The following is a 12,215-nucleotide window of genomic DNA, read 5'->3' as shown; positions in this document are numbered from 1 at the left end:
GAACGGGCCCTCAGCCCGCGTACACGTCCTCGACGAAGCGGCCCGCCTCGACCAGGCCCTGCAGCCAGTCCTGCGCCTGCTGCTCGTCCGCCCCCGGCGTGCGCTCCCGGTAGAGCGCCCGGAAGGCCTCCCGCACGCCGGGCGCCATCCGGGCGCCGTCGCCGCACACGTACACCTCGGCCCCGGCGGCGAGCAGCTCCCAGACCTCCGACGCCTCGGCCGCGATGCGGTCCTGGACGAAGCGCCGCCCGTCCTGCGGCCGCTCGCTGAACGCGGGCCGCATCGAGACGGCGCCGGCCCGCTCGGCCTCCTCCAGCTCGGCCCGGTGCAGGTAGTCCGCGTCCGGGGCGTCGCAGCCGAAGTACAGCAGCGCCGGGGCCAGTTCGGCCCCCGTACCGAGCAGCGCGCGGCGGTCGGCGACGGCGCCGCGGAAGGGCGCCAGGCCGGTGCCGGCCGCGATCATGACCACGGGGGTGCGGTGGCCGATCCGGAACGCCTCCCGGCAGGGCCGGACCCGGGCCAGCACGGTGTCGCCGACGGCCAGCCGGGCGAGGTGGCCGGAGCCGGTGCCCCGGAAGGTGCCCCGGCCCGAGCGGGCGGGCGCGTCGAGCACCGAGACCATCAGGTCGACCTCGTCCCCGTCGACCGACGGCGAGGAGGAGATCGAGTAGTGCCGCGGCCGGATCGCCGGCAGCAGGTCCAGCAGCACCGGCCAGCTCAGCGCCTCCCGCAGGGCCGGGTGGTCCTCGACCAGGTCGAGCAGCGTGCGCGGGTCGTCCGCGGGCAGCGCCCGCAGCGCGGCCTGCTCGGGCGGGCAGGGGTTGAGCCCGGCCAGCACCGCGCGCTGTTCGGCGGTGGGGCGGTCCTGGAGCTCGACGTGGTGGGTGAGCAGTTCCCGTACGGTCAGCGGGCGGTCGACGGCGGGGCCGGTGCGCCGGTGGGCGACGATCCCGAGCACGGTGTCGAGCTCGGCGCCGAACAGCGCGGCGGCGCGTTCGACCAGGGCGGGGTCGTTGGCCGGGAGCACGGTCAGGTGGTCGGCGGTCCGGTAGTCGGTGCCGTCCGGCAGGGCGAGCCGGACCAGTCGCTTGACCCGGTGGTAGCCGGGGTCGGTCAGGCTGTCGACGGCGGTGACGGTCAGCTCGCTCATGCCGTGCCGGGTGGCGAGCGCGTGCAGCGGGCCGCCGACCAGCTCGGTCACGGTGAACCCGGCCTCCTCCCGGGGCGGGGCCACCGCCCCGGCGTCGCCGTGGCGGGCCAGCAGCAGCTCGACGAGTGCCTCGGTGAACTCCCCGACCGTCCCGGCCAGGTCACCGGAGGCGTCGGCCTCGGCACGGGCGAGCAGCCGGGTGCCGCCGAGGGCACCGAGGCGCTCGTCGATCAGGGTGGGGACGCGCTGGTAGGTGGCGGCGTAGGTCCGGTCGCCGATGCCGAGCACCGCGTACTCGACGCCCTCGGCCGCGCCGTCCGGGGCCTCGCCCAGTCGGCGGACGAACTCGGCGGCGTCGTCGGTGGGTTGGCCGTTGTAGGAGGCGGCGGTGATCACCACCGGCCGGTCGGTGGGCAGCCCGTCGGCGTAGGCGTCGAGCGGCGCGACCGCGGTGTCGCAGCCGAGTTCGGCCGCCGTGTCGGCGAGTTGGCGGCTGAACTCGCGACTGGCACCGTAGTTGGAGCCGTGCAGGAACAGCAGGCCGGTGCCCTGGCGGACCCGCGCGGCGCGTTCCGCCGCGGGCGCGGCGCCGACCGGCCGGGCCGCCTGCGCCGCCCGGGCCGCTCCCGCGGTGGCGGCGACACCGACGAGCGGCGCGGGAGTGCGCGGGGCGAGGGCGAGGGTGAAGTCGTCGGGCTTGATGGTGAGCGTCTGCTTGAGGGTCAGCCGGTAGTCGGCGTGGTCGATCAGCCGGTAGCGGTGGACCAGCATGCCCAACAGCATGGTCGCCTCGTGCAGCGCGAACTGCCTCCCGATGCAGGCGCGTTCGCCGGTGCCGAAGGGCTTGAAGGCGTGCGGCGAGCGGGCCGCCTCGCGCTCCGGGTCGAAGCGGGAGGGGTCGAACAGCTCCGGGTTGTCGCCCCAGGCCGGGTCGCGGTGCAGCATCGGGGTCAGCACGAAGATCGGCGTCCCCGGGCGGACCGGGATCCGCCCGCCGAGCAGGGTCTCCGCGCGCGCCTCCCGGCTGAACTGGGGCGCCGTGGGCCACAGTCGGAGCGCCTCGTTGAGAACCTGCCGGGTGTACCGCAGCCGGCCGACGTCCTCGTACGAGGGCTCCGGGTCGGCGAGGTCGCCCCAGAGCGCGTCCACCTCCTCCTGGACCAGCCGGAGTTCGGACGGGTGCTTGGCCAGGTAGTGCAGCGCGAAGGAGAGCGCTCCCGAGGTGGTCTCGTGCCCGGCGATCAGGAAGGTGATCACCTGGTTGCGGATGTTCTCCATGTCCAGCTTGGTGCCGTCGGCGGGGTGGACGGCCCCGAGCATCAGACCGAGCAGGTCCTGCGCCGGACCGGCCTCGGCACCGCTCCCGGCCCGGGCGGCGATCACCTCGTCCACCACGCCGGCCAGGTAGTCGGCGTCCCGCCGGAACGCGGCGTCGCGCTCGCGGTGGTCGAGATCCGGGTCCCGGGTGAGCTTGGTCATCGCCCACTCCAGGCAGCGCACCATCGCCTCCACGAACGGGTGGGGCTCGTCCCGCTCGAAGGAGCCGAAGTCGAAGCCGAACCCGGCCAGTCCGATGGTGTCCAGGGTCATCCGGGTCATGTCGCCGGGCACGTCCACGGTCAGCCCGGCGGCCGCGCGGCGGTCCCAGGCCCCGATCACCCGGCGGGCCACCTCCAGCATCACCGGGTGGTAGGTGCGCATCGAGCCCAGGGCGAAGGCGGGCATCAGGATGTCGTGCGCCCTGGCCCAGTTCGGCTCGTCGTTGTAGGCGGTGAACAGGCCGTCCCCGGTGAACTCCCGGACGTTCTCCAGCGCCGGGCCGACGGCCTTGGTGAAGCGCTCCTCGTCGGCCAGTTCCTCCACCAGCTCCAGGCTGCTGACGACCAGGATCTCCCGGCCGTGCAGGCGCTGGAGGAACGCGGGACCGTGGGTTCTGGCGAGTTCCATGGTGCGCAGCACGGGGACGCTGACCGGCGGCAGGTCGGAGACGTCCACCAACGGGACGCCCGGGGCGCCATCGTCGGCGCCGGTGTGCCCGTAGGCGTCGGCGTCGGCCCGGAAGGCGGGCATGGCCTCGGCGGTCGGTGTCGCCGGCACGGCCTCGGTCGTGGTGTCGGTCATCGGTAGGTCCCTCCCACGGCAGGAAAGTTCTCGGTATCTCCACTCTCCGCCCTCGTCAGGAGCGCCGGACCTCGATCACTACATGATTGTGTAGTACCGACGGCTGCACGAGACTTGCCCACGGCCTGTCAGATCTGGCGTGGGCGGCGGCCGCGGGGAGGAGAAACGATGATCCGACCGACCGACGGCTGCGGTCCGGCGCCGGGCACCCGCCTGGACGCCGCAGTGGTCTGGCGCAACCGGGCGCTGCGTCTGCTGGACCACAACCCGGTGCCCATCGCGGTCTGCGAGTGGGGCGGCCGGATCATGATCGTCAACCGCGCGATGGCCGCCGAGTTCGGCGGGCTGCCCGGGCAGTTGCGCAACCGCCGGATCCTGGAGTACTTCACCCTGCGGGACGACACCTCGCTGCAGACCCTCGCCGAGGCGATCCGGCTGCACCGCCGCTCGCAGTACTCCGTCGGGGTGTCCTGGACGCCCGCCGGCGGCACCGAGCGGCAGGGCGAGATGACGGTCGACCTGGTCAGCGACACCCCGGAGCAGACCCCGAACATGCTGCTCTCGCTCCGTGCCCTGGCCGAACCGGCCGCCCGCCCGGAGCTCCCGGCGCCGCCCCCGCACCCGGAGGCCAGCCCGATCGAGGCCCGCATCCTGGCGGCCGCCGCCCGGGGCGCCACCACCGCCCGGATCGCCAAGGAGATCGGCCTCACCGCGGACGGCGTCAACTACCACCTCACCCGCCTCGCCCGCCGCTGGCAGCTCCCCAACCGCACGGCCCTGGTCGCCCGCGCCTACGGCCTCGGCGTCCTCGACCCGGACTCCTGGCCCCCGGAACCGGCGCGGCCGCACTGACGGGGCCGGGGCCCGCGAACGGGCGTACCTGACTGGCCGTCACCCCCGGCGCGTGCTCTCGTGAGGCACATGTCCACTTCATCCCCGGCCCGCCTGGCCGCCCCGCTCCTCGCCGTCCCGCTCCTCGCCGCTGTGCTCGCCCTCGCGGGCGCGGCGCCCGCCACCGCCGCCGTGCTCCCCGCCGACGTCACCGCCGAGCAGTGCCAGGACGCCGGCGGCACCGTGCAGGGCGGGGGCTACTGCGTGGGCGCCGTCGGCGAGGACCAGTGGGGGGCGGACATCGACGGGCAGGGCATCGCCTGACCCCCAACGCCCGTCACCGCCGCCCGGCGCCGACGCCCGCCACACGCCCACCGCCCGGCGCCGACGCCCGCCACACGCCCGCCGCCCCCATCCGCCGACGCCCGGCGCACGGCCCGGTGTCACCGCCGGGTCACCCCGGTGTCGGCGGATCGTCGCAGCCCGGTAGCGGACCGGTAAAGCCTCCACCCCCCGCCCCTCCCCCGCGCTGACCAGGCGCTACGCTCTGGGCCGCGCCGCGCCATGGGGGCCGGCGGCACCACCACGGGGGGACCCACAGTGCGCTACCTGGTCCGCGACCGCATGTTCGCCTTCCACGAAGAGGCCTGGATAGAGACCGAGCACCGGGAGAAGCTCTACCGGGTGAACCGGAAGTTCTTCCGGCTGCGCCGCACCTTCGCCCTGGAGGACACCCGCGGCGAGCACGTCGCGAGCATCGTCCGCAAGGCCTTCACCATCCACCACACCCTGCTGATCAAGCAGAACGGCGAGCTGACCGCCAAGATCAGCAAGAAGATGTTCACGCTCTTCGGCGACCGCTTCAAGGTCCGCCTCGGCGACGGCCGCCGGCTGCGGATCAACGGCAACCTGTGGGACCGCGAGTTCGACATCCAGCACGAGGGCACCACCCTGGCGCACGTCTCCCGGCGCTGGTTCACCATCCGCGACGCCTACGCCGTCGACGTCCTGGAGCAGCAGGACGCCCTGCTGCTGGTCGTCCTCGCGGTCTGCGTCGACCACGTGCTCCAGGACGCCAAGGCGACCGGCTGACCAACCTCTGACGACCGGCCGCCCGCCCCGGCCTGCCGGTCGTCAGGAGGCGCCCAGGACCACCGGGTCCTCGGCGAGCTCGGCGAGCAGGGCGTCCAGCTTGGCCCGGTCCACCGAGGGCATCACGAAGACGTGCACGTAGCTGCGCCGGGTGGTCTCGTCGCCCGGGACCATCACCACGTCCTGGGAGGACAGCGACCACTTGGCCACCAGCTCCGGGCTCGGCTTGCGGAACCGCACGGTGACCGCGCCCGGGGTGCGGGCCGGCCAGAGCTCGACGCCGAGCTCCCGCTCCATCGCGGTCAGGCGCCGCTCCAGGTAGGCGGCGAGCTCCTGGGCCTCGCGGATCCGGCCGACCTGGTCGCGGTAGGAGTACCGGGACAGGTGGTCCCAGAGGATCAGCGGGGAGAACCCGTTGCGGGAGCCGGCGAAGGTGGTGTCCGGCGCGCCGATGTAGTCGGGCTGGGACGGCGGCGAGATCTGGTACTTCACCTTGGTCATGTAGATGCCGCACGGCCACGGCGCGCCGGCCCACTTGTGGCCGCTCATCGCGATCGAGGAGACCATGTCGACCTCGCCGTGCCCGGCGGTGGGCAGCCGCAGCCCGAAGTCGAACTCGGGCAGCTCCGCCTCGGGCGTCCAGCCGTACGCCTCCGGGTCCTGGGCGGCCAGCCGCAGGAACGGCGCGTAGCCGGCGCCGAGTGCGCCGTCCACGTGGATCCAGAAGCCGCGGCGCACGTCGACCAGTGGACGGCCGGTCCGCGGGCAGCTGCCGTAGACGACCTCGCGGCGCACCAGCCCGTGCCGCTCGAAGATCGGCAGCAGCCGCTCGCAGACCGCGCGGACGTCGTCGTGGGCGCCCTTGAAGGTGCTGCCGAGGTTGAGGTTGACGAAGACCGGGTGGCCCTTGGCGGCGAAGAACTCGACCAGGACGGCGAGCGCGTCGACGTCTATCTCCCCGGTGCCGTCCCAGGACAGGCCGGACGGGCCCGGGCGGGACGGCACCTCGGTGGGCCAGTCGCGGCGGCCGGTCACCGGGTCGACCAGCGGGCACTCGTCCGGGTACTTCTCCAGGCCGACGGCGTGGAAGGTCTCCACGCCCAGCACGGCGACGGCCTTGGCGAAGGAGTAGTGGGTGTCCTCGGAGTAGAACGCCACCGGGTGGTGGGCGTTCGGGTTCCGCCGGTCGGGGTCGGCCTTGACGTAGCGCACCGCGTCCAGGGGCTCGGTCGGCGGCTGGATCAGCGCCTTGCCGCTCAGGTAGTCCCGGGCGTTCCACAGGGCGTACATGTTGCCCTCGGTGGAGCCCATGGACAGCATGTAGCCCCAGTAGGACTCCGGGTCGGCCGGGTCGTGCGGGCGCTCGGCGTGCCAGAGCTTGGCGTAGTAGTCGAGCACGGCCCGCTCGACGACCTTGGTGTTGGGCTTGTAGCCGCCGCTCTGGAACGGGTCCCCGAGGTTGTTGATGTTGTTCGGCAGGAACCGGGCGAGGTCCAGCGCGGTGCCCTGCATGTCCTGGGTGGCCTGGTAGCCGACCAGGTGCTTGCGCTTGCGGGTCAGGTACTCGTCCACCGCGTCGAGCGCGCGCAGCCGCCCGGCCTCGTCCAGGCCTCCCTCGGGGAGGGCGAAGTCGCCGCCGTCCAGCTCCGGACCGGGGTCGACGGCGGTCGCGGCGGAGGGGAAGGCGGTCGGGCTCATGGGCGGGGCGCTCCGGAGGTGCGGGGACGACGGCGGGAGGTCGCCACCGTCACCCTGGGTGCCGGGGAGGACCGTCGGTAAGGATGGAACTTTCGGGCGCCCGGGGGAAGCCCTTCCGAAGAACATTCGGTTCCGGGTCGATCAGGTTTGCGAATCTGCGGAACGGGCTGGGATCCTGGCAGGCATGCCGAACAATCCGCAGGTCAGGCGCTCACCCCTCGACGACGTCGACCGGGCGATCGTCCGCGCCCTGGCCGACGACGCCCGCCTCCCGAACAACGCCCTCGCGGCCGCCGTCGGCATCGCCCCCTCCACCTGCCTGGCCCGGGTCCGCACCCTCCGGGACCGCGGCATCATCCGCGGCTTCCGCGCCGAACTCGACCCGGCCGCGATCGGCCTGCCGCTCCAGGCGATGATCTCGGTGCGGCTGCGCGCCCACACCCGGGAGCAGAACGAGAGCTTCCGCAGCACCGCCCCCGACCTGCCCGGCGTCCTCGCCGTCTTCCACATGGCCGGCTCGGACGACTACCTGCTGCACGTCGGCGTCGCGGGCCCCGAGTCGCTGCGCGACTTCGTCGTCGACCACCTCACCACCCACCCCGCGGTGGCCCAGACCCGCACCAACCTGATCTTCGAACAGATACCGGGCCGCCGCTACCTCGCCCCCGGCCCCTGACGGCCGGCCCGCCCGCCACTCCGACGAACCGTCAGGGTGATCCGGCCCCCGGGGCGGCTCAGGCGGCGGTGTCCGCCAACTCCCGGCTGCGGCCCGCCCACCGGACCACCTGGGGCATGGCGAGGCCGGCCGCGACGAACACGCCGCCCATCACGAGCCAGCCGGGCGTCCCCCAGGTCACGCAGAGCAGGCCCAGCAGGCTCGGTGCGACGGTGTAGCACAGGCCCATGCCCATGCCGAACACTCCGGAGTACTGGCCCTGGGCGTGTGCGGGAGCCAGCCGGAACCGCAGTTCCAGCGACCCGGCCGCATGCCACAGCGAGCCCACCGTGTGAACGGCGACGCCCACCGTCATGACGGCCACGGCGGCCCAGCCGGGTACTCCGGAGGCCGTCGCGATGACCGCCATGCCGACCATGAACGCCAGCCCGGCGCGGCGGACGGCCCGGCCGGCGACCGTGCCGCCCCTGACCCCGCGACCGGTCCGGATCTGCAGCAACACCACCATCACGGTGTTGACGGCGATCGCCGGACCGACGAACCACCGCGGTGCGTCGGTGTGCAGGACCACCCACAGCGGCAGCGCGAACGACAGCACCTCGCTCTGGATCCACAGGATGCCGTCGAGCACGACGAACGCCAGGTACGGCTTGTCCTTGAGCGCGATCCACCGGCCCTCCTCGCGCGGGGGCGCCAAGGGGGCGAGCCTGGGCAGCCCGACCAGGACGGCGGCACTGCCGATGAACGTCAGCGCGTTGCCGAGGATGAGGACGCGGTAGGCGAGGTCGCTGTCGATCTGCACCACCGCTCCGGCCGCCATCGCGCCGAAGGTCCCGGCGAGCATGGCCACCGAGCGCAGGTAGGAGCGGAACCTCGGCACCTCGTCACCGCCGAAGCGGCGGATCAACGGGCCGCGGGCCGCACCGCCGGACGCGCCGGCGAGGTCCGTCACGGCCACGGCCAGCGTGAACGCCAGGAACGAGTGGGCGAACAGCAGCGACAGCATGGACAGCGCCTGGATCAGCAGAGTGACCACGAAGATGTCCCGCGGGCCGCGGCGGTCGGCCAGCTGTCCCACCGGGATCCCGGCGACCAGACCGAGCACTCCCGCGAGGCCGAGAGCGAGTCCGACCTGCCCGACGGACAGCTGGATCACCTGATGGGCGTACAGCGGCACGGTCGCCAGGAAGGCCGCGGTGCCGAGCTGGTTGACGAAGCCGGCCAGGGCCAGCTTCCGCTGGGGACCGGACTCCGGCAGCAGCCCGCGCCGCACCGGCCAGGACGGGCGTGCGTCGCCGACTCCCCCGGGAACGCCGGCGGTTGACGTGGTGGGGGCTTGACTCACCCGGTACTCCGTTGTCTGTCGATCGTGTCGTGCCGGGATCACGGGTGTGCGGGTGAAGGCGGCGTGCCCCCACGCCGCAGGTCAACCGGTCGCGGGCCGCAGGTTGTTCATGAGCTGGCCGAGGGCGAACTCGAAGCGGTCGGGTCCGGTGCCGGAGATCAGCTCCGCGGCATGGCGTCGGGTCTGCGGGAACCGCTCGGCGGGCAGTGCGGTGAAGCGGTCCAACAACTCCTCCCGGCTGAGCACCCATTCCTGATCCGGGTGCCCGCGCCGTCGCCGGACCAGCGACTGCTCCAGCGCGTAGGCGCTGACGTAGAGGGACATCGCGTCACGGGCCCAGCCGGCCGCCCTCGGCTCGATGCCGCCCGCGAGCAGGATCGCCAGGATTCCTTCGCCGACCCGCAGCGTCTCCAGGTTGGTCGACACCGTGGCCAGCGCGGCGCGCGAGACTCCGGGGTACTCCAGGTACAGATCGCGGATCTGCGTGTACACCCCGAGCAGTTGATCGCGCCAGGCGGCCGGATCCGGCTCCGGGAGTACGACCTCGGCGTAGAGCCGGCCGATCAGCAGATCGTCGATGTCGTCCTTGTTGACGATGTGCGCGTACAGCGACGACGGACCGGTGCCGAGCACGGCGGCGACCCGGCGGATGGTCAGCGCGTCGTACCCCTCGGCGGCGACGACCTCCAGGGCGGCGTCGGTGATCCGTTCGACGGTGATCGGCTTCTTGCGTGGCGTCGGTGCGGCGGCCTCCGCCGCGGGTTGGGCGTGGCGGGCTGCGCGTCGCTGGCGGGGATCGGCGGGCATGTCGACCACTCTACCTTGACACGATCAATGTTCGTTGCGTAGAACTTAGATCGTCAGGACGAACAAAGTTCGTCCCGCTCTCCTGGAGGTGTGTGATGCGCGTTTCCGTCGTCGGAGCCGGCCTCGGAGGTCTGGCCCTCGCGCAGGGTCTGCGCGGAGCCGGGATCGAGGCCGAGGTGTTCGAGCGCGACCCGGAGATCGCCGCCCGGTTCCAGGGCTACCGGCTCGTGCTCGACCCGGTCGGATTCCAGGCGGTGCGCGACTGCCTGCCGACGCGCTGGCACCCGCTGCTGGACGAGATCGTCATGGACGCCTCCGCCGAACAGCTGGTCCTGGACCCGCAGTTGAACGAGATCGGCAGGCTCGGCGCGAGCCGGACCGGCATCGTGGTCGACCGGCAGGTGCTGCGACAGCTGTTGCTGACCGGCCTCACCGTGCACACCGATGCCGCCCTGACCGGCTACGACGTGCTGGCCGACGGCCAGGTCCGGGCCCGGTTCGCCCGCCGCGACCCGGCCACCGCCGACCTGCTCGTCGGCGCGGACGGCGTCACCTCCGCGGTCCGCGGGGTGCTCTCACCGCGGACCGCCCCGACCGACACCGGCGTCCGGTTCGTCATCGGCCGCACCCCGCTGACCGACGAGTTCGCCGACCTGTCCAAGGCCTACGGCTCGAAGATCACCGGCGACGGCGTCAGCCTGCTGCTCGGCGCGATGCGCTTCCGCACCCCGCCGCAGCAGGCCGCCGAGCGACTGGCCCCCGAGGTCACACTGCCCGACATCGGCGACTACGTGCGCTGGGCCATGATCCTGCCGCCGAACGGGTCGCTGGAGGACCTGACCGCGCAGGACGCCGTGCTGTCCAGGATGGCAGGCTGGCACCCCCAGCTGCGCGCGCTGATCGAGCAGGCCGACCCCGACAACAGCACGCTGCTCTCCATCCGGGTGGTCGAGCCCGGCGAGCGCTGGGCCTGCGGCCCGGTCACGCTGCTCGGCGACGCGATCCACGCCACCTCCCCGACCGGCGGCAACGGCGCGAACACCGCGCTGCGCGACGCCGATCTGCTGCGCCGCCGCCTGGTCGAGGCCGACGAAGGCCGCCGCGACCTGCTCGGCGCGGTCGACGCCTACGAGCGGCAGATGTTCGAGTACGGCGCCGAGGCCGTGCGCAGCAGTCTCCAGAAGCTGCCCGCCTTCGCCCCCGGAGCGAAGCTCTCCTGAGGCCGAAGCCACCGGACCGCTCCGCCCCGGGCCGGACGGGCTCCGGCCCGAGGGCGCCCGCCGTCAGTGCAGGACGTCGAGGACGTTGTCCGCGTCGTTGACGAAGTAGACCGCTTCGTGGTCGAGGTTCAAGTCGAGGCCGAAGAGCGCGCCCGCGCCGGGCGGAGTGCCCTCGTTGTTGATCGTCTTGACCGCCACCTGGCGGCCCGCCCGGTCGGTCTCGACGATGTTGCCGTCCCCGCCGTTGACGGTGAGGATGTCACCCCGCGGCGTGATCGCCATGCCCAGCGGGGCGTTGAGGTTGCCGCCCGAGGTGACGACCCGGCCGGTGCCGGCGCTGCTCTCGCGGGTGAGCGCGTCGGGGATGGCGGTGATCCGGCTGAGCGCGGTGTCCGCGACGTAGAGCGTGCCGTCGTGCAGGCCCACCCCGGTGGGGCCGACCACGAGGGCGGCCGGGTCGGTCCGCTCAGCGAAGCCGGAGCCGATCACGGTGGTGGCCGTGCGGGTCGGTGGCCGGTCGCCCTCGGTGGTCAGGGTGATCCGCAGGACGGTGCCCTCGTCGACCTGCGCGGCGCCGCCGGCGACCGTGTCGTTGAGCACGTTGGTGACGAACAGCTCGCTCCGCCCGCCGGTGCTGACGGCCGTCATGTCCCACGGGCCGTTGATGCCGTCCCCGGCGATGGTCTCCCGGACGGTGCCGTGCTTGTCGAGCACCAGCAGGCAGCCGGCCTGGGCGGTGGCGGATGTGCCGTCCGAGGTGGGGAGGCTGCCGACCACCACCCAGCCGCCGGGCAGCACGGTCAGCGCCGTGGTGAGGCCGAGCCCGCCGGGGCACGGTCCCGGCAGGTTGTTCGGGTCGATCGTGGCGAACGTGGTCCTGGTGCCGTCCGGGGCGACCTGGACCAGCGTGGTGCCGGTGCCCTGCTCGCCGGCCGGCGGGTTCGCCGAGTTGTTGAAGTTGCTGATCAGGACGTCGCCCCGGTGCAGGTCGCCGACGCTCTCCCGGACCGTGAACACGCCGTACGGGTTCACGTCGCCGTTCTCCGGGACGGTGGACGCGACGAGGGACACGGTGTCCAGCCGGTCGAGGAACGGCCGCGGCTCGGCGGCCCCGGCCGGCGTCGCCGCTGCGGCGGTCAGGCCGACGGTCAGGACGACGCTCACGGCGGTGCTCAGCAGCGCGCTCGAACGAACTCTCATGGGTACTGCCTCCTGGGGCGCGGGCCGGGCCCGCGGAAGTCTCGGATCCCCCAGGAGGTCACGCTAGGCATCGGG

Annotated in this window: 10 protein-coding genes; 5 read left to right on the top strand and 5 right to left on the bottom strand. The window is 73.3% G+C overall.

The window, feature by feature from the left end:
• Nucleotides 1-10: 10 nt before the first annotated feature.
• Nucleotides 11-3,220 carry a bifunctional cytochrome P450/NADPH--P450 reductase gene (locus ACFXPX_RS34190; RefSeq protein WP_380644394.1) on the bottom strand — a complete coding sequence of 1,070 codons (3,210 nt, stop codon included), beginning with the start codon at nt 3,218-3,220 and terminating at the stop codon, nt 11-13.
• Nucleotides 3,221-3,439: 219 nt separating this feature from the next.
• Here ACFXPX_RS34190 and ACFXPX_RS34185 point away from each other — a divergent pair, with 219 nt between their 5' ends.
• The 3 genes from ACFXPX_RS34185 to ACFXPX_RS34175 all read left to right on the top strand — a co-directional run bounded on the left by ACFXPX_RS34185 (nt 3,440) and on the right by ACFXPX_RS34175 (nt 5,194).
• On the top strand, nt 3,440-4,123 hold the full coding sequence (locus ACFXPX_RS34185) for a LuxR C-terminal-related transcriptional regulator (RefSeq protein ID WP_380527261.1): 684 nt from the start codon (nt 3,440-3,442) through the stop codon (nt 4,121-4,123).
• Nucleotides 4,124-4,192: 69 nt separating this feature from the next.
• Complete coding sequence (locus tag ACFXPX_RS34180; protein WP_380527263.1) at nt 4,193-4,426, top strand: hypothetical protein; 234 nt, start codon at nt 4,193-4,195, stop codon at nt 4,424-4,426.
• Nucleotides 4,427-4,702: 276 nt separating this feature from the next.
• Nucleotides 4,703-5,194, top strand: coding sequence for an LURP-one-related/scramblase family protein (locus ACFXPX_RS34175; RefSeq protein ID WP_380644392.1), 492 nt, complete (start codon nt 4,703-4,705; stop codon nt 5,192-5,194).
• A gap of 42 nt (nt 5,195-5,236) precedes the next feature.
• Here the strand turns inward: ACFXPX_RS34175 and ACFXPX_RS34170 are convergent, their stop codons facing one another.
• Nucleotides 5,237-6,892, bottom strand: a complete 1,656-nt coding sequence (locus ACFXPX_RS34170) for a histidine decarboxylase (RefSeq protein ID WP_380527265.1) — start codon at nt 6,890-6,892, stop codon at nt 5,237-5,239.
• 184 nt (nt 6,893-7,076) lie between these two features.
• On the opposite strand from ACFXPX_RS34170, the gene ACFXPX_RS34165 reads away from it, so the two are divergent.
• Entirely contained in the window at nt 7,077-7,568 is a 492-nt protein-coding gene (locus tag ACFXPX_RS34165) for an Lrp/AsnC family transcriptional regulator (RefSeq protein ID WP_380644391.1), read from the top strand.
• A 58-nt stretch (nt 7,569-7,626) separates the two neighbouring features.
• Here the strand turns inward: ACFXPX_RS34165 and ACFXPX_RS34160 are convergent, their stop codons facing one another.
• Both ACFXPX_RS34160 and ACFXPX_RS34155 read right to left on the bottom strand, forming a co-directional pair.
• Nucleotides 7,627-8,913, bottom strand: coding sequence for an MFS transporter (locus tag ACFXPX_RS34160; protein ID WP_380644390.1), 1,287 nt, complete (start codon nt 8,911-8,913; stop codon nt 7,627-7,629).
• Nucleotides 8,914-8,994: 81 nt separating this feature from the next.
• Nucleotides 8,995-9,720 carry a TetR/AcrR family transcriptional regulator gene (locus tag ACFXPX_RS34155; RefSeq protein ID WP_380527273.1) on the bottom strand — a complete coding sequence of 242 codons (726 nt, stop codon included), beginning with the start codon at nt 9,718-9,720 and terminating at the stop codon, nt 8,995-8,997.
• A gap of 95 nt (nt 9,721-9,815) precedes the next feature.
• Between ACFXPX_RS34155 and ACFXPX_RS34150 the strand changes: the two genes are divergently transcribed.
• On the top strand, nt 9,816-10,940 hold the full coding sequence (locus ACFXPX_RS34150) for an FAD-dependent oxidoreductase (RefSeq protein ID WP_380644388.1): 1,125 nt from the start codon (nt 9,816-9,818) through the stop codon (nt 10,938-10,940).
• 63 nt (nt 10,941-11,003) lie between these two features.
• Here ACFXPX_RS34150 and ACFXPX_RS34145 read toward each other — a convergent pair whose 3' ends face one another.
• Complete coding sequence (locus ACFXPX_RS34145) at nt 11,004-12,140, bottom strand: hypothetical protein (protein ID WP_380644386.1); 1,137 nt, start codon at nt 12,138-12,140, stop codon at nt 11,004-11,006.
• Between the last annotated feature and the right edge of the window lie 75 nt (nt 12,141-12,215).

The sequence above is a fragment of the Kitasatospora sp. NPDC059146 genome, from assembly GCF_042786665.1.
Lineage (GTDB): Bacteria > Actinomycetota > Actinomycetes > Streptomycetales > Streptomycetaceae > Kitasatospora.
This window is presented reverse-complemented; position numbering and strand designations above follow the sequence as displayed.

What these genes read in the sequence shown, in the direction of transcription:
- ACFXPX_RS34165 (WP_380644391.1), top strand. Translation starts at nt 7,077, where the DNA reads ATGCCGAACAATCCGCAGGTCAGGCGCTCACCCCTCGACGACGTCGAC.
- ACFXPX_RS34145 (WP_380644386.1), bottom strand. Translation starts at nt 12,140, where the DNA reads ATGAGAGTTCGTTCGAGCGCGCTGCTGAGCACCGCCGTGAGCGTCGTC.
- ACFXPX_RS34185 (WP_380527261.1), top strand. Translation starts at nt 3,440, where the DNA reads ATGATCCGACCGACCGACGGCTGCGGTCCGGCGCCGGGCACCCGCCTG.
- ACFXPX_RS34170 (WP_380527265.1), bottom strand. Translation starts at nt 6,892, where the DNA reads ATGAGCCCGACCGCCTTCCCCTCCGCCGCGACCGCCGTCGACCCCGGT.
- ACFXPX_RS34150 (WP_380644388.1), top strand. Translation starts at nt 9,816, where the DNA reads ATGCGCGTTTCCGTCGTCGGAGCCGGCCTCGGAGGTCTGGCCCTCGCG.
- ACFXPX_RS34180 (WP_380527263.1), top strand. Translation starts at nt 4,193, where the DNA reads ATGTCCACTTCATCCCCGGCCCGCCTGGCCGCCCCGCTCCTCGCCGTC.
- ACFXPX_RS34155 (WP_380527273.1), bottom strand. Translation starts at nt 9,720, where the DNA reads ATGCCCGCCGATCCCCGCCAGCGACGCGCAGCCCGCCACGCCCAACCC.
- ACFXPX_RS34190 (WP_380644394.1), bottom strand. Translation starts at nt 3,220, where the DNA reads ATGCCCGCCTTCCGGGCCGACGCCGACGCCTACGGGCACACCGGCGCC.